The sequence below is a fragment of the Formosa sediminum genome (assembly GCF_007197735.1).
Lineage (GTDB): Bacteria > Bacteroidota > Bacteroidia > Flavobacteriales > Flavobacteriaceae > Formosa > Formosa sediminum.
This window is the reverse complement of sequence record NZ_CP041637.1, coordinates 3664690-3679875: the sequence shown is the minus strand read 5'-3', so window position 1 is coordinate 3679875 and position 15186 is coordinate 3664690. Positions and strand designations below refer to the sequence as shown.

The following is a 15186-nucleotide window of genomic DNA, read 5'->3' as shown; positions in this document are numbered from 1 at the left end:
TGTTTAATAGATTAACCTTCATTGGCAGGTTTACCAATCGTTGCTAATATACCACCATCTACATACAGTACATGTCCATTAACAAAATCACTAGCTTTAGAACTTAAAAAAATAGTTGCTCCTTGTAAATCTTCTGGATTTCCCCAACGAGCAGCTGGTGTTCTGCTAATAATAAAGTCGTTAAATGGATGGCCGTCTACACGAATAGGAGCTGTTTGCGAGGTTGCAAAATACCCCGGACCAATACCATTAACTTGAATATTATGTTTTGCCCATTCCGTAGCCATATTCTGAGTTAACATTTTTAATCCACCTTTAGCTGCTGCATATGCACCTACGTTATTGCGTCCTAATTCGCTCATCATAGAACAGATGTTGATAATTTTCCCTTGGTTGCGAGAAATCATATTTTTAACCGCATGTTTAGAAACTATAAACGGACTAACTAAATCTATATTTACTACAGCCTTAAAATCGCTAACTTCCATATCTATAAGAGGAGTACGTTTTATAATTCCAGCGTTGTTAATTAAAATATCTATTGCACCAACTTCGGTTTCTATTTTAGAAATAGCATCAATAACTTCGGTTTCATCTGCAACATTAAATTTGTAGCCTATTGCATTAATGCCTTCGGCTTTACATTCGGCTACTGCTTTATCAATTTTGTCTTGAGACGAATTACCATTTATAATAATCGTTGCCCCTGCCAGACCTAAACCTTTGGCCATCGCTAAACCTAGACCATGTGTGCTACCAGTAATTAAAGCAATTTTGTTTTCTACATTAAATAAATCTAAACTCATTGAATATTATTTTTTTGATTATTTCTTTTAACTGACTGTGTTTACATTTTATAATAGACATAAACTATTAAAAACATGTATAAAATACAAGTTGTAATATACATATTTAAAATTGTTGTAGAGTCTTAACATTTTGTTAAGACAATCTTTTATTTTATTACCTTGCTAGCCTAAAATATGTAATCAATAAATTAACCAATCAAATGAAAAAGTATTCAGCTTTTATTTTTTATTTACTTTTTGCGATACCTCAGTTAACAACTGCGCAAGCTGCTATTCTGGCAATGATTTTCGGGGATAAAGTAGCCTCAGAAAAATTTAATCTAAGTATGGAGGTGGGAGTGCCTTTTAACAGTTTCTCAAATGTAGACGATTTAAAAATACAAAATGGTATAAATTTTGGAATTGCAGGAAACCTTAAACTATCAGAAAATTGGTATGTAAGCCCTACGGTTTATTTTCTTTCTAAAAGAACGGTAATATTAAAGCATACTAATTTAATTTCTGATGATGCTTACTTAAATAGTTTATACAGCGATACTTCTGCTAAAATGCGATTAAATTATACAGATATTCACGTGTTGTTTTCGTATCAACTAAGCGATTCTAATTTCAGATTTGGATTAAGTCCGCAAGTTTCATTTTTTGGAAAGTCAGAATCTACATATTCTGGACCTGAAGGTGAGCTGGTACAAAACACAAGTAAATTTGTAAATAAAACAGATTATGGTGTTATTGCTAACGTTGGATATTATCTTAAATCTGCACATAAAGGCAGAGGGATTATCTTAAATTTAAGATACTATCAAGGATTTACAGATGTATTAAAAAATGATTTTGCTTCTGGAGATAATAAAAGCAATTATGTTGCTTTACATGTGAGTTTACCATTTCTTACAGACGAACTTGCATCAAAAAACCTAAAACCAATTAATAAGTAAATACTAAAATAAGATATTAGGTTTTAGTGTGTTTTATCACGCAAAGAAGGGACATTTCTATAATTTGAAATGTCCCTTCTTTGTGTTGTATTGTTAAGCTGCTATTTATCTTAATACAATTTTATGCACTAACTCTTTACCTAATTCTTCATTAAGCATAGTTACAATTTTAGATTTTCCGTAACTTAATTCTTCTCGTAATACACTAGAACTTAATTGTACATATAGCGTATCGCGTTCTAAACTTATGGCTGTAGTGTAATTGTTTACACCGTTTCCCATAAGTTTTGTCCAAGCATCACGTACATTAACCTTGTCTAAACCGCGATCTAATTTATTAGTTTCTACAAATTCTTTTAAAACGTCTGATATGCTTAGGTTTTCGTTGTTGCGTTTAGCCATAGTTATAAATTTAAAGGAATATATCGTTTGTAAATATATACGTTTTTTAGTGTGTTTACGACTTTTAACTTATCGTTATTCAATTCTAAAATGGTTTCTTTCCACTCAGAAAACGGGGTGTGATATTGTATTTTTAAGCTATCATTTTCTGTAATAATCTTTATTTGTTCTTTATTAGTAACCGGAGTGTAATTGTTATCTGCATCGGTTTTCATTTTTTGCCTATAACCCGTTAAACTATCATTAATTTCAATATAATCTATAGTCTCATTGATTTTGTAGACATGAGATGTCCCGTCTGATTGTATGACTTCCTCAATTTCCCAATATCCATTTAAATTAGAGACATCAATATTAGTGGTGTTCGAGCAACTGCTTAAAATAATTAAGCAAAAGAGGGCAAAATAATGTTTCATATAATAAATGTTTTATGCGCCGATATTGAAAATTTGATATGATTGATGTACTTGTTTTATAGCATGTTCTGTACGGTCTGCATGGGTATCGCTTATAAATAACTGTCCGAAATTAGAGTCGTTTACTAATTTAATAATTTGCCCTACACGTTGTTCGTCTAACTTGTCAAAAATATCATCTAATAACAAAATAGGATTTACGCCACTTAAACCTTTGATAAAATCGAATTGAGCTAACTTTAATGCAATTAAAAATGATTTTTGTTGTCCTTGACTTCCAAATTTTTTTATAGGATGCCCATCTATTTCAAACAATAAATCGTCTTTATGTATACCAGTAGAAGTATACTGTACCGCTCGATCTTTATTTAAATTCTGTTCTAAAAGCGTTTTTAAATCTCCTTTAAATAAATCGCTTTTGTAATTTAAATCTACGGGCTCTTGGTTGTTACTTATAACCTTATGTCGCGATTTAAATATGGGAATAAAAACATCTAAAAATGCTTTACGTTTTTCAAAAATAGAAGTGCCTAAATCATTTAATTGAGAATTATAGACATCCAAAGTTGTTGCATTAAAGGTGTTATTAAGTGCAAAATATTTTAATAAAGCGTTGCGTTGGGATACCGTTTTATTGTAATTAATTAAGTCGTTTAAATAATTTTTGTCGCTTTGTGAGATTACGCTATCCATAAATTTGCGTCGAGTTTCACTACCTTCAATAATTAAATCACGATCTGCTGGAGAAATCATTACTAAAGGGATAAAACCAATATGATCACTAAATTTATCGTAAGCTTTAGCATTACGTTTAATAACTTTTTTTTGTCCGTTTTTTAAACTGACTACAATTTTTTCGGGTTGTTCGTTCTTTTCAAAATCGCCTTGCACTACAAAAAAGTCTTCATCATGTTTAATATTTTGTGATGCAATAGGGTTGAAATAGCTTTTTCCGAAAGATAAATGATAAATTGCGTCTAATATGTTTGTTTTCCCAACTCCATTTTGTCCTACAAAACAATTAATTTTGTTGTCGAATTCAAAAGATTCACTTTCAAAATTTTTGTAATTTATTAGAGATAAGGATTTTAAGATCATAAAAAAAAATGTGTGCGCGTAATTTAAAGCTTTGATTATAAAGTCTTGCAAATTATTGAAAAATAACAAATAAATAACCTTTTATTTCTGCAGAAATATTTTATTTTTGCGCCGATTAATATAGAATTTATGGCAACTTATAAAAAGAGAGGTTACAAACCTTCTACTAAACCAGAAGAGGTAGAAAACGATATAGAAAATTTTGACAATGTTGAAGAGCATTCAACGACTGCTGAAGTTTTTAATACGTTAGACGAAACAGCTTCTAAAACAGAAGACTGGGTAGCTGAAAATCAAAAATACATCTTTATTATAATTGGTGTAGTTGCTGCTGTTGTGTTAGGCTATTTAGGGTACAACGAATTTGTTGCACAACCTAAAGAAAGTGAAGCAATGAATGATATGTCTCAAGCTAAAATTTATTTTAACCAGGCAGTTAACGGAACAGAAAAAGATTCACTTTATACTTTAGCATTAAATGGTGGTGAAGGTAAATATGGTATGTTAGATATCATTGAAAACCACAGCGGAACACCTGCTGCTAATTTAGCAGAGTATTATGCAGGTATGGCTTACTTAAATTTAAAAGATTATAAAAACGCAATAGAATATTTAAGTGATTTCTCTGCAGATGATGAAGCATTAGGACCTTTAGCAAAAGGTGCAATTGGAGATGCTTTTGTACAGTTAAATCAATTAGAAGATGCTTTAGATTATTATAAGCAAGCGGCGAATTTAAAAACAAATGAATTTACTACGCCTATGTATTTAAATAAATCTGGTTTGATTGCTTTAGAATTAGGTAAGGCAGATGAAGCTTTAGGTTATTTTGAAACTATTAAAAATGACTATCCAAGTTCTACAGAAGCATCAACAGTAGATGTATTTATTGGTAAGGCGCAAGTGTTAGCAAATAAATAAGATGGCAACAGCTAATAAAAATTTATCAGATTACGATAAAACAACAATCCCAGACGCGAGTAACTATCGGTTTGGGATTGTTGTTTCTGAATGGAATGATACCATTACAGACGGCCTTTTTAAAGGGGCATATCATACCTTAATTGAAAACGGAGTAGATCCTGAAAATATTAAACATTGGAATGTGCCAGGAAGTTTTGAATTGATTTACGGTTGTAAAAAAATGCAAGAACAAATGGTAGATGCTGTAATTGCAATAGGTAGTGTAATTCAGGGTGAGACTAAACATTTCGATTTTGTTTGTGAAGGCGTAACACAAGGGATTAAAGACTTAAATGTGATACACGATGTCCCTGTTATTTTCTGTGTATTAACAGATAATAATATACAACAGTCTATAGATCGTTCTGGAGGTATTCATGGGAATAAAGGTACAGAAGCAGCTATAGCAGCTATAAAAATGGCAGAATTACGTAGTAATGCTTAGTGTTATAAAACTTTAAAATATTTAAAACTCTCAACTTTCGTTGAGAGTTTTTTAGTTTATTGCAGAAAGAATTTCGGATAGAAATGTATTAAAACTAAATTTAGGGTCTTCTACCAATCCAAAACGTACAATAACAATATCTTTAGAAGGGATTATACTTATTTGCTGCCCTTGATAGCCGTTGCACGAAAATAAATCTTTAGGTACATGTGGATAGCGCCCACCGGCATTTAACCAAAATTGAGCACCATAAATGCCGTTAGAAGTAGGGGTAGGTGTTTTAGTATATTCTACCCAATCCTTAGTTAATATTTGCTCTCCATTCCAAAGGCCATTGTGTAAATATAACAGTCCAAATTTACTCCAATCTCTGGCTGTTGCCCATCCGTAAGAAGATCCTACAAAGTGACCTTTTAAATCGGTTTCTAAAGTCATTGAATGCATACCTATTTTATCAATTAATGCAGCATACCAAAAATCTAAATAGTCTTGATTGGTTTTAAACTGATTTCTAATAAAACCAGAAATTAAATTAGTGGTACCAGAAGAATAGCTCCAATTTTTATTTGGAGTACCTTCCAGTGGTTTTTCTAAAGGGATTTTAGGCATATCTTCTCTTAAAAAAAGCATTTTAGTGACATCAGAAATGTTATTATAATCTTCTTCCCAAGCTAAACCACTATTCATTTGTAAAAGATTATTTAAAGTGATAGTTGCACGTTTATCATTTTCCCAAGCTTTAAATAAATGCGATTGATTTCGGGATACGCGACCTTGTTTTTCTAAAATACCAACAATTGCACTTGTAATACTTTTGGTCATAGACCAACCTAAAATTTTTGTATCCTTATTAAAACCATCTGCATATTGTTCTGCTATAATATGGTCTTTATATACTACTAAAACAGCTCGTGTACGTTTTAATTTTTCGTGATTAAGATCGAAGGCATGTTGTACTGCTTGATTAAGTACACTATAATCTACATTTGTAAATACAGTATCTTTTTGGGGTAAATCACCATAGGGAAAAGGTAGGTTTTTAGATGATTTATCTCGTTTTGGTTTAACATTAAGTAAGGTATGGTCAGAGTCTTCAGGAATTAAAATACAGCCTAATCCTGCTTTATAAATAGCTGTTCGTGCCTTTAAACCAAAAACGGTTGATGTTACAGATTGGTTTTTAAAATCGATGGTATTAGTGGCTAAATTAATAGGAGAGAAATCGTTGTCTCCTCGTTCTATAGACGCTAAACTTCTATTGGCCACAAAAGTACAAGAACATACGCTTTTAGAAGCAAATCCGGTTATAAAGTTTAGCTTTGGGTAGTTTAAATATATAGTTACAACTATGCCTATTAGGAAAAGTAAACCAATACCTTTGAGAATCTTTTTCATATAAAAAATTTGAATACAAGTTAATAATTTCATTTTAGTAATACTTCTAATTTTTTTACAAAGCCAACTCAAACTAAACGTTTAAAAAAAGGTGTAACTTAGGTTACATTTAAATTTAGACTATAAAGTATATTTGTAAGTTGAAATCGGATAGTATTATCCGATATAAAATTAAAGTTAGTATATGGATTTTATATTTCAACCTTGGCCTTGGTTTATATCAGGCTTTTTGATTGCACTACTTATGTTTGGGCTTTTGCTTTTAGGAAAACGTTTTGGGATGTCTTCTAACTTACGCACATTTTGTAGCATGTGTGGTGGCGGAAAAGTTAATTCCTTTTTTAACTATAATTGGAAAAAAGAGAGTTGGAATTTATTTGTAGTTATAGGTGCTATATTAGGAGGTTTTATAGCATCTCATTATTTGTCTGTTAACACCATGCCGGATCTTAGCGAATCTACTAAATTGGCTTTGCAGGATTTAAATATATCTTCTAAAAACGGCTATTTACCCTATGAACTATTTTCTATGGCAGCATTATCTAATGCAAAAACATGGGCGATTTTAATTGTTGGAGGTTTTTTTATTGGGTTTGGTGCAAGATATGCCGGAGGTTGTACGTCTGGACATGCCATCTCTGGGTTAAGTAATTTACAATTACCGTCTTTAATTGCTGTAGTAGGTTTCTTTATTGGTGGGTTGTTTATGGTTCATGTATTATTCCCTTTTATATTTTAAAATGATGAAAAAAATAATTTATATATTATTAGGATTAGTTTTTGGAGTGATTATGTATAAATCTGAAGCCGCCTCATGGTTTCGTATTTACGAAATGTTTCGATTTGAATCGTTCCATATGTATGGAATTATAGGAACAGCATTAGCGTTTGGGATTTTGTTTGTGCAAATTATTAAAAAATTTAAAATTAAAGATATCGACGGGCAACCTATTGTAATAGAAGATAAAGAAAAATCGGTGCCAAGATATCTTATTGGCGGAATAATTTTTGGGTTAGGTTGGGCCTTAGCCGGTGCTTGTCCTGGACCTATTTTTGTATTGGTTGGTGCTGGGTTTGTGCCTATACTTATTTTATTATTATCTGCTGTATTAGGTACATTTGTATACGGCCTTTTAAAAGATAAGTTGCCACATTAATATGTAAAGTGTAACAAAATTAAGGTTTTATCGTCTTATAGGTATCAATCAAATCAAAATTAATACAATCATGAGAGAAGATAAACAACTTTTAGTTCTTACACATTTAAGCCAGTTAGCCACATTAGCTTTAGGTTTTGGAAGTTTATTAATTCCTTTAGTACTTTGGATTACACAAAAAGAAAAAGTTATTGGGATGGACAATGAAGGTAAGAAAATTTTAAATTTTCAGATAAGTTTAGTGATCTACTGTATTATCTGTGTGCCACTAATTTTACTTTTTGGATTAGGGCTTTTAGGCTTTATAATATTAGGTATAGTAAGTATAGTATTTCCAATACTAAATGCAATTAAAGTAAGTAACGGAGAATCTCCAACATATCCTTTATCTTTCAATTTTATTAGTTAAAAATTTTAGAGATAAAAACAAAAAGCGTCCATTTTCATGGGCGCTTTTTTTATGTTTTGAAGTGTGTTTAGGTTACACATGTAGGGCTTCTACACTTGAAGATTTTTGGACTAATTCAATTTTTAAATCTTCAAGAAAAGCATCTACTTTGCTAAATGTCACTCCAGGAACACATATAATGTGTGCAATGGTTTCTTCCGAAGCCATTTGATATTTTTTACATAAGGCATCACTTGGCTTTTGGAAAACAACTGTTAAACCGTCGTTGTTTCTCCAAGCATTCATCCCTAATAAATTTAATTTATGCTCTGTATAGGCTGCTACTTCTTGAGAGGCTGTAACACGAGCTTTTAAACCTTGGTGGTCATGTTTCTGTATAAAGTCCCAAATAAATAAAGGGGTTAATCCGTTTCTAGAACCAGTAATAGTTGTATCCATAGTACCAACATAAGACACAGAATTTGCAATTCGATCTCTGTGCTTGCGTTTCACTAAAACAGCTCCGCAAGGAATAGGACTTCCTATAAATTTATGTCCTGATATTGAAATACTGTCAATACCTTCAGCAAAATCAAATTTTGGTTTCGGATCGATATATGGTGCAATTGTACCTAAAAATGCTGCATCGCAATGAATGTAATAATCTTTAATCGCGTATTTTTTTATAATACGTTTTATTTCATCTATTTTGTCTATTGCTTCAGTCATTGTAGTCCCAATATTTAAAAAGAAAATAGCGGGTTTGTCGCGGCGGTATGAAATTGTTTGATCTAAATCTTCGTAATCCATTTCTCCATTTTTTTGAGAACGAATAACGATATTAGGAATATTTAGTAAATGTAAATTCTTCTTTACGCTATAGTGTGTGCTTTCACTGTAATATACCATAGCATTAGGAAAGCTTTCTCTGGCAACATATAAACCATACAAATTACCTTCTGTACCACCATTAGTAATATAACCCCATACATCTTTGGTATTGCTAGATAGCATATCTGCAAAGAAGGCAATACATTTTTGTTCAATGTCTTTGGTGTCTATTGCAAAGGTTGAAGGATTTTCTGGATCACCAACATTATTAATACAAATATCTAGGAACGGTGCGTATTCATGATACGAGAAATCTTTAGCAACGGGATATCCTAAAAAAGATTCAGAATGTGCTTTAATTCTATCGTAAACGGCTTGTATTTCTGGTGTGTTCATGTTCAAATTATTTCTTATACAAAGATAAGTTATTATTAAAATATTTTATCAATTAAAGTTTTTTTGAAAAATTATACTTAAATATTTTATTTGTGTAGAAATTATTACTTTTTGCTTCGTAAAACAATTCACTTTTAGAAATTATTACCATGATAAAGCTAGATGCCATAGATTTTAAGCTGATTGAAGCTTTGCAAAAAGACAGTAAACAGTCTATAAAACAACTTGCAGAAGGAGTAAATTTATCTATAACGCCCGTTCATGAACGTATTAAAAAGCTAGAATCGTCTGGTGTCATACACGGTTATACAGCGATTATAGATTATAGTAAATTGGGCAAAACATTAATTGTTTATTGCCAAGTAACTTTAACAACGCACCAAGATGAACCTTTCCGTAAGTTTGAAGCTTATGTAAATACGTTAGAGGATGTTATTGAAGCCAATTATATTGCAGGAACTTACGATGTGTTGCTGAAAATTTTATTAAATGATATGAATGAGTATCAGGAATTTATTTTAAAACGATTTTCTAAAATGACAATTGTGTCTCACATACAGAGTTCTTTTGTTATAAAGAACATAAAGGATGGAAAAAATAAAGTCATGTAAATTTTTACATGACTTTATTTAACTGTTATATGTTTTGTAATGTTTAGCTGTTAAGCATTACCGGCATTACAAGCATAGTTACTTGCTCGCCTTCGTCTAAGCCATCTATTGGAGTTAAAATACCAGCACGATTAGGTAAACTCATTTCAAGTTGTACATCGTCTGAATTTAAATTGTTTAGCATTTCTGTTAAGAAGCGTGAGTTAAAACCAATTTGCATATCGTCGCCTTGGTAATCGCATGTTAAACGTTCTTCTGCTTTATTGCTGTAATCTATATCTTCTGCAGAAATGTTTAATTCTGCTCCAGCAATTTTTAATCTTATTTGGTGTGTTGTTTTGTTAGAGAAAATACTAACACGTTTTACAGAGCTTAAAAACTGATTTCTAGCAATAGTTAATTTATTAGGGTTTTCTTTTGGGATTACCGCATCGTAGTTTGGATATTTTCCATCAATTAAACGGCAAATTAATTCTACATTATCAAATGTAAATTTGGCATTTGAATCGTTGTAATCAACAATTACTTCATCTTCACTACCCGCTAAAATTCCTTTTAATAAATTTAAAGGTTTTTTTGGCATAATAAACTCAGCGACTTCAGAAGCCGCAACATCTTCTCTTGTGTATTTTACAAGTTTGTGTGCGTCTGTAGCTACAAATGTTAAACTTTCTGTAGAGAACTGAAAAAATACTCCACTCATAACAGGGCGTAAATCGTCGTTTCCTGCAGCAAAAATAGTTTTACTAATTGCAGTTGCTAAAATATCTCCAATAATAGTAGTAGTACTTGGTTTATCTAAAGTTACAGCTTTAGGAAATTCATTTCCGTTAGCATATGCAAGTGCATATTTACCGTGATTAGAACTGATTTCAATCGTATTATTGTCTTCAATTATAAATGTTAACGGCTGTTCTGGGAATGTTTTTAAAGTATCTAAAAGTAAACGTGCAGGAATGGCAACACTACCTTCACTATCACTTTCTACTTCTAAAGTAGCAGACATTGTTGTTTCTAAATCGCTAGCAGACACAGTAAGTTTAGAGCTGCTTAATTCAAAAAGAAAATTATCTAAAATAGGTAGCGTGTTAGAACTATTAATTACGCCTCCTAAAACTTGTAATTGCTTTAATAAATAGGTACTTGATACTATAAATTTCATCTGTATCTAATAAGATTATTTTAATAATTACAAATATATCTTTAATAGAGATAAATAAGAAACAAACTTATTAACATTTAAGATGTATATTTATTTTTTCTTAAATAATTAAATGTTAAACCAAAAAGAGTTAATAAGAGTATAGGAACTAGGGTGTTAAGTAGTTGCCAGCTTAGTTTAGATGCTGCAATTTTTTCATGATTTAAAAAAGCCACTTTAATTTCTTTAGATCGAATGTTTATAAGTCCATTATCGTCTAAGAGATAATTAACCGAATTTAATAAGAATTCCTTATTTCCAAATAATTGCCCTGTCCAACGATCAAACCCTAATTCTTGCGGTACATTTTTTATCACATCGTTTTTTATAAGGTCTCCGTCTGCAATCACAATCATTTTAGTTGTGGCACTTAAATCTTTATTAGATGCTAATTTAAATGGTTTAATCCTGTTTTTATAAGCCGATGTAAATTCACCTTCAAGCAACACCGCCAAAGGCTGACTGCCTTTATTAAATTCTTTTGGATTAGGTTCTTGAGTTACAATGTCTAAACTAATTTCTCTAGGTGTGCCTTCTAATTTTGTAAGCTTTGCACTTTCTAATAAAATTGTTTTTTCTAGACTATTTTTAAGGGTGTCTATAGGATTGGCAAAATCGAATTTTAATATATTAACATTGTTAACAATCGGGTGTGTATTGGTTGTGTTTACTAATGGTGAATAGGGCCAACGTACATTTTGAAATTGAGAATCACTTCCTTCGCCTATAGCTAACGTAATAGGAGCAGAATAAGGTGTGGCAACCAAATACGGATTTATACGTACGCCGTATTTAAAAAACATATCGGTTAAATTAAGGTCTCTTGCTAAAGCAATAGACCGTCCCTCCTCATTATACAAACTATCTTTTTCCATAGCTACAGCATCTATAAGCCATAAGCTTTTTCCGCCATTCATGGTGTATTGGTCTAAAACTAATTTTTCTTTTTCTGAAAAAGCTTCAGTTGGTTTAGCGGCAATAATTAAATCGTAAGCTTGTAATTTTTTTAAAGTATTTTCTGGTTGGCTAGCTACACTATCTAAAGTAAAAGGTGCTAGAAAATAGTAGTCTTTTATTGTGGTTAAAAAATCGGCTAAATATTGATCTTCTAACTCTCCGTTTCCTTTTAGTATGGCAATTTTTTTGCTTTTTCCATGTACCAATTTACCAAGACCATCTGCAAATGCATATTCTAAATGTTGAACAGAATTTGTTACTAATTCTTGCTGAGATGCACCCAATTTATTTTTAACTAGAGGAATTTTAACTGTAACATCATTATAACTTGCTAAGGCCCAGGGAAAAATAATCTCTTGACTACTTTTGCCATTTTCCTGGACGGTAAGTTGCATAGGTGTCAGGCCGCGATTATTTAACTGTTGTATAACTTGATCTCGATTAGCTTCTTGTTCTAACGGATTAATAAAATTGAATTTTATATTGCTGTTTTGAGCGTAAAATTCTTCTAAAAGTTGTTTGGTTTCGGTTTGAAGACGTCTAAATTCTGAAGGAAAACCTTCGCCTTCTAAAAAGACATCTATAATTACTGGCGAATTTACATCGGCTACAATCTGTTGTGTGGCCGAGCTTAACGTGTAACGTTGGTCTTGTGTTAAATCAAAGCGCTTATATACGGTGTTTCCTGCTAAATTTAAAGCTAAAATACCACCGATTATTAATATTATATGTTTAAGATTTTTACTCATCAAATTCTAGTTCTAATTGGTAGTGTTCTAAACTCTCTGCAATATTATTAACAAAAGTAATTTTTATGCATTCTTGAGTTTTATTAAATGCGCCTGGCTTAATTCCTAAATTATAATTCCAGAAATTAGAATCGTTTGCCTTAATAGCATCGTTCCAACTAAACCATTCTGGATCTCCTAAAAGTGTTGCAACTTCTGTTTTATTTTTTCCTATTAAAAGGTTTGTGTTCTCTAAGTTATTTGCCATTTCATAACGAAATGCAGGCGACTTTTTCCACGCACTAGCTTCAAAATATTTTTCATGGTGATAATCGCTAAAAATATTAATTAATGGGTATAAAACATAAAAGTATATTATAGGAGTTAAGACTATACTAATAAGTAACGCGACCCATATGCGTTTATCTATAGTTCTTGAAAATATAAAAAGCACTATAAACAGCACGAGTAGTATTAGTGCAAATGGAACTGTAAAAATCATACTATTTTTTAGTTATATTAAAACGAGTTAAAGCTATAAATAAAGCTGCTGTGCTTAAAAAGTAAATAATGTCTCTAGTATCTAATACACCGCGACTCATGCTTTTAAAATGAAAACTCATACCTAATCTATCAATAAAATTATTCGATAATGCGTCTGCTATACCTTCAAAACCAATGTAAAAAAAGAAACATAAAAAAACCGAAATAATAAAAGTAACTATTTGATTGTCTGATAAAGACGATCCAAAAATGCCAATTGCAGTATAAGAGGCTACCAAAAATAGCAATCCAAAATACGAGCCTACCGTACTGCCCATATCTAAATTACCTTCCGGAGCACCTAATTTATACACTGTAAATACATATAATAATGTTGGTAACAATGCAATAAGTATAAGTATAAAAGCGCCAAAATATTTCCCTAAAACAATTTGTAATTTAGAGATTGGTTTAGTGAGTAGTAACTCTAATGTACCTTGTTTTTTTTCGTCTGCAAAACTACGCATAGTAACTGCCGGAATAAGAAAAATTAATATCCAGGGTGCTAATAGAAAAAAACTTGATAAGTCGGCAAAGCCATTATCTATAATATTAAAGTCGCCTTTAAAAAACCATAAAAATAATCCGTTTAGTAATAGAAATAATGAAATTACCAGGTAACCAATAGGCGATGCGAAAAATGAATTTATCTCTTTTTTTAATATGGCAAACATATTTGTATGTGATTATAGGTTTTGCGTTAATGTATTAAGGTAAACTAACCAATTTGTCAACGCTCCACGCTTCAGGTTTATTGTTAAATAATTGTTTTGTCTCAGTCCATACCGATGTAAATAAATTTGAATGGCGATATGTGTTTAAAGCAGCTTCATCGCTCCAATAACTGTAAGTAAAGAAAATATTTGAGTGCGTTTTATCGCGATATAATTCTAAAAACATACAACCTTCAAAATTACGAATATACGTTTTGTTTGTCTCAAAAATAGTTATAAAATCATCTACTTTCGTGGGTTTAAAGCTTAGCTTAACAATGCGTACAAACATGAATTTAATCTTTTAAAAAATCTACAGTTATTGTATCCATTAATTTTAATCCCATTAAAGTAGAGGCTCCACCAACGGTAGAGGTATTACTTTTATACATGGCAATTTCTAAATAATTAGAAGAATTAAAAACGACTAAACCTTTACCCTCAGACTGACGTTCTGCTGGAGGTTTAGTAAAATCTACTACCTCACTGTATTTATTGTAAATAGTAGTAAATCTATGATTTCTAGCATGAATTTTATAGGCACGACCTTTTTGAGTGTTTTCAAAAAACTTACGTTTTATATTAGTAATAACATTCCCATAATTATCTACATAAATAATGCTACCAATAATTTGTGTTTGGTCGTCATTTACATAAGGTCTTAAATTCTGAATAGGTTTAATATCTTCTATGCGTTTTCCAACCACATCCAAAGTTCCGCCGCGAGCAATATGGCAGGCCACTTTTACAAATACATCTAAAACAGGAAAACTACTTACAATATTTTCGTGTATGTTAATTTGTACAATACGTTCAGGATTAATTTCTGTACAAATCATACTCATAATACCATTGTTGGCACAGATAAAATAATGCCCATCTAAAAGCACTGCTATATGTTTGTTTTCAGGATTTAATTCAGCATCAATTCCTATAATGTGAATACTCCCTTTTGGGAAACTTGTATATGCATTTTGGATGATATATGCCGCTTCAGAGATGCTAAATGGGGATATAGAATGCGAGATATCAACAATTCTCACATCAGATAATTCACTATAGATAGCCCCTTTAATCGCCCCAGCAAAGTGATCTTTTTCCCCAAAATCAGTAGTTAAAGTTATTATTGCCATACGTGAATTGTTGATATGTTTTTCACATATCTGAAGTAAAATTGTTTAAGTTTGTTAGAAGC

General features: G+C 31.3%; 19 protein-coding genes. 7 read left to right on the top strand and 12 right to left on the bottom strand.

Annotated features, from left to right (window positions below):
• Window positions 1–11: 11 nt before the first annotated feature.
• A complete protein-coding gene (locus tag FNB79_RS16195) occupies window positions 12–806 on the bottom strand; it encodes a gluconate 5-dehydrogenase (protein ID WP_143382351.1) in 795 nt (264 codons plus the stop codon).
• A 203-nt stretch (window positions 807–1009) separates the two neighbouring features.
• Between FNB79_RS16195 and FNB79_RS16190 the strand changes: the two genes are divergently transcribed.
• Window positions 1010–1747, top strand: a complete 738-nt coding sequence (locus FNB79_RS16190; RefSeq protein WP_143382350.1) for a porin family protein — start codon at window positions 1010–1012, stop codon at window positions 1745–1747.
• A gap of 105 nt (window positions 1748–1852) precedes the next feature.
• Here the strand turns inward: FNB79_RS16190 and FNB79_RS16185 are convergent, their stop codons facing one another.
• The 3 genes from FNB79_RS16185 to recF are packed head-to-tail and all read right to left on the bottom strand — an operon-like array spanning window position 1853 to window position 3663.
• On the bottom strand, window positions 1853–2149 hold the full coding sequence (locus tag FNB79_RS16185; protein WP_143382349.1) for a DUF721 domain-containing protein: 297 nt from the start codon (window positions 2147–2149) through the stop codon (window positions 1853–1855).
• Between the two features lie 2 nt (window positions 2150–2151).
• The gene (locus FNB79_RS16180; RefSeq protein WP_143382348.1) at window positions 2152–2565 is read right to left on the bottom strand and encodes a lipocalin family protein; all 414 of its coding nucleotides are present in this window, start codon (window positions 2563–2565) and stop codon (window positions 2152–2154) included.
• A gap of 12 nt (window positions 2566–2577) precedes the next feature.
• Entirely contained in the window at window positions 2578–3663 is a 1086-nt protein-coding gene (gene recF, locus FNB79_RS16175; RefSeq protein WP_143382347.1) for a DNA replication/repair protein RecF, read from the bottom strand.
• Between the two features lie 129 nt (window positions 3664–3792).
• Between recF and FNB79_RS16170 the strand changes: the two genes are divergently transcribed.
• Both FNB79_RS16170 and ribH read left to right on the top strand, forming a co-directional pair.
• Window positions 3793–4584 (top strand): YfgM family protein, encoded by a 792-nt coding sequence (locus FNB79_RS16170; protein ID WP_143382346.1) that lies wholly within the window; start codon window positions 3793–3795, stop codon window positions 4582–4584.
• A 1-nt stretch (window position 4585) separates the two neighbouring features.
• Complete coding sequence (gene ribH, locus FNB79_RS16165; RefSeq protein WP_143382345.1) at window positions 4586–5071, top strand: 6,7-dimethyl-8-ribityllumazine synthase; 486 nt, start codon at window positions 4586–4588, stop codon at window positions 5069–5071.
• Between the two features lie 51 nt (window positions 5072–5122).
• Here the strand turns inward: ribH and FNB79_RS16160 are convergent, their stop codons facing one another.
• Window positions 5123–6466, bottom strand: coding sequence for a serine hydrolase domain-containing protein (locus FNB79_RS16160; protein ID WP_143382344.1), 1344 nt, complete (start codon window positions 6464–6466; stop codon window positions 5123–5125).
• A 184-nt stretch (window positions 6467–6650) separates the two neighbouring features.
• Between FNB79_RS16160 and FNB79_RS16155 the strand changes: the two genes are divergently transcribed.
• The 3 genes from FNB79_RS16155 (at window position 6651) to FNB79_RS16145 (ending at window position 8032) form a co-directional block, all read left to right on the top strand.
• Entirely contained in the window at window positions 6651–7205 is a 555-nt protein-coding gene (locus tag FNB79_RS16155) for a YeeE/YedE family protein (RefSeq protein ID WP_143382343.1), read from the top strand.
• Window positions 7206–7209: 4 nt separating this feature from the next.
• Complete coding sequence (locus tag FNB79_RS16150) at window positions 7210–7623, top strand: YeeE/YedE family protein (RefSeq protein ID WP_143382342.1); 414 nt, start codon at window positions 7210–7212, stop codon at window positions 7621–7623.
• Between the two features lie 70 nt (window positions 7624–7693).
• Entirely contained in the window at window positions 7694–8032 is a 339-nt protein-coding gene (locus FNB79_RS16145; protein ID WP_143382341.1) for a DUF4870 domain-containing protein, read from the top strand.
• 72 nt (window positions 8033–8104) lie between these two features.
• Here FNB79_RS16145 and FNB79_RS16140 read toward each other — a convergent pair whose 3' ends face one another.
• Window positions 8105–9238, bottom strand: coding sequence for a histidine decarboxylase (locus tag FNB79_RS16140; RefSeq protein ID WP_143382340.1), 1134 nt, complete (start codon window positions 9236–9238; stop codon window positions 8105–8107).
• 149 nt (window positions 9239–9387) lie between these two features.
• Here FNB79_RS16140 and FNB79_RS16135 point away from each other — a divergent pair, with 149 nt between their 5' ends.
• Window positions 9388–9849: an Lrp/AsnC family transcriptional regulator gene (locus FNB79_RS16135; protein ID WP_143382339.1), complete on the top strand. Its 462-nt coding sequence runs from the start codon at window positions 9388–9390 to the stop codon at window positions 9847–9849.
• 43 nt (window positions 9850–9892) lie between these two features.
• Here the strand turns inward: FNB79_RS16135 and dnaN are convergent, their stop codons facing one another.
• From dnaN to FNB79_RS16105, 6 genes are all read right to left on the bottom strand, one after another.
• Window positions 9893–11011 (bottom strand): DNA polymerase III subunit beta, encoded by a 1119-nt coding sequence (gene dnaN / locus FNB79_RS16130; RefSeq protein WP_143382338.1) that lies wholly within the window; start codon window positions 11009–11011, stop codon window positions 9893–9895.
• A 77-nt stretch (window positions 11012–11088) separates the two neighbouring features.
• The gene (gene gldG, locus FNB79_RS16125) at window positions 11089–12756 is read right to left on the bottom strand and encodes a gliding motility-associated ABC transporter substrate-binding protein GldG (RefSeq protein WP_143382337.1); all 1668 of its coding nucleotides are present in this window, start codon (window positions 12754–12756) and stop codon (window positions 11089–11091) included.
• Window positions 12749–13237 (bottom strand): hypothetical protein, encoded by a 489-nt coding sequence (locus tag FNB79_RS16120; protein ID WP_143382336.1) that lies wholly within the window; start codon window positions 13235–13237, stop codon window positions 12749–12751. Before FNB79_RS16120 ends, gldG begins: the two co-directional genes overlap by 8 nt.
• Before the next feature lies 1 nt (window position 13238).
• Window positions 13239–13952 (bottom strand): gliding motility-associated ABC transporter permease subunit GldF, encoded by a 714-nt coding sequence (gene gldF, locus FNB79_RS16115; RefSeq protein WP_143382335.1) that lies wholly within the window; start codon window positions 13950–13952, stop codon window positions 13239–13241.
• A gap of 34 nt (window positions 13953–13986) precedes the next feature.
• Complete coding sequence (locus FNB79_RS16110; RefSeq protein WP_143382334.1) at window positions 13987–14283, bottom strand: putative quinol monooxygenase; 297 nt, start codon at window positions 14281–14283, stop codon at window positions 13987–13989.
• A 4-nt stretch (window positions 14284–14287) separates the two neighbouring features.
• The gene (locus FNB79_RS16105) at window positions 14288–15124 is read right to left on the bottom strand and encodes an SAM hydrolase/SAM-dependent halogenase family protein (protein WP_143382333.1); all 837 of its coding nucleotides are present in this window, start codon (window positions 15122–15124) and stop codon (window positions 14288–14290) included.
• Window positions 15125–15186: the final 62 nt, after the last annotated feature.

Coding starts and splice junctions, on each gene's coding strand:
- FNB79_RS16150 (WP_143382342.1), top strand. CDS start 7,210: ATGAAAAAAATAATTTATATATTATTAGGATTAGTTTTTGGAGTGATT.
- FNB79_RS16170 (WP_143382346.1), top strand. CDS start 3,793: ATGGCAACTTATAAAAAGAGAGGTTACAAACCTTCTACTAAACCAGAA.
- FNB79_RS16195 (WP_143382351.1), bottom strand. CDS start 806: ATGAGTTTAGATTTATTTAATGTAGAAAACAAAATTGCTTTAATTACT.
- FNB79_RS16160 (WP_143382344.1), bottom strand. CDS start 6,466: ATGAAAAAGATTCTCAAAGGTATTGGTTTACTTTTCCTAATAGGCATA.
- FNB79_RS16145 (WP_143382341.1), top strand. CDS start 7,694: ATGAGAGAAGATAAACAACTTTTAGTTCTTACACATTTAAGCCAGTTA.
- FNB79_RS16140 (WP_143382340.1), bottom strand. CDS start 9,238: ATGAACACACCAGAAATACAAGCCGTTTACGATAGAATTAAAGCACAT.
- gldF (WP_143382335.1), bottom strand. CDS start 13,952: ATGTTTGCCATATTAAAAAAAGAGATAAATTCATTTTTCGCATCGCCT.
- FNB79_RS16135 (WP_143382339.1), top strand. CDS start 9,388: ATGATAAAGCTAGATGCCATAGATTTTAAGCTGATTGAAGCTTTGCAA.
- FNB79_RS16110 (WP_143382334.1), bottom strand. CDS start 14,283: ATGTTTGTACGCATTGTTAAGCTAAGCTTTAAACCCACGAAAGTAGAT.
- ribH (WP_143382345.1), top strand. CDS start 4,586: ATGGCAACAGCTAATAAAAATTTATCAGATTACGATAAAACAACAATC.
- FNB79_RS16180 (WP_143382348.1), bottom strand. CDS start 2,565: ATGAAACATTATTTTGCCCTCTTTTGCTTAATTATTTTAAGCAGTTGC.
- recF (WP_143382347.1), bottom strand. CDS start 3,663: ATGATCTTAAAATCCTTATCTCTAATAAATTACAAAAATTTTGAAAGT.
- FNB79_RS16190 (WP_143382350.1), top strand. CDS start 1,010: ATGAAAAAGTATTCAGCTTTTATTTTTTATTTACTTTTTGCGATACCT.
- FNB79_RS16185 (WP_143382349.1), bottom strand. CDS start 2,149: ATGGCTAAACGCAACAACGAAAACCTAAGCATATCAGACGTTTTAAAA.
- gldG (WP_143382337.1), bottom strand. CDS start 12,756: ATGAGTAAAAATCTTAAACATATAATATTAATAATCGGTGGTATTTTA.
- FNB79_RS16105 (WP_143382333.1), bottom strand. CDS start 15,124: ATGGCAATAATAACTTTAACTACTGATTTTGGGGAAAAAGATCACTTT.
- FNB79_RS16155 (WP_143382343.1), top strand. CDS start 6,651: ATGGATTTTATATTTCAACCTTGGCCTTGGTTTATATCAGGCTTTTTG.
- dnaN (WP_143382338.1), bottom strand. CDS start 11,011: ATGAAATTTATAGTATCAAGTACCTATTTATTAAAGCAATTACAAGTT.
- FNB79_RS16120 (WP_143382336.1), bottom strand. CDS start 13,237: ATGATTTTTACAGTTCCATTTGCACTAATACTACTCGTGCTGTTTATA.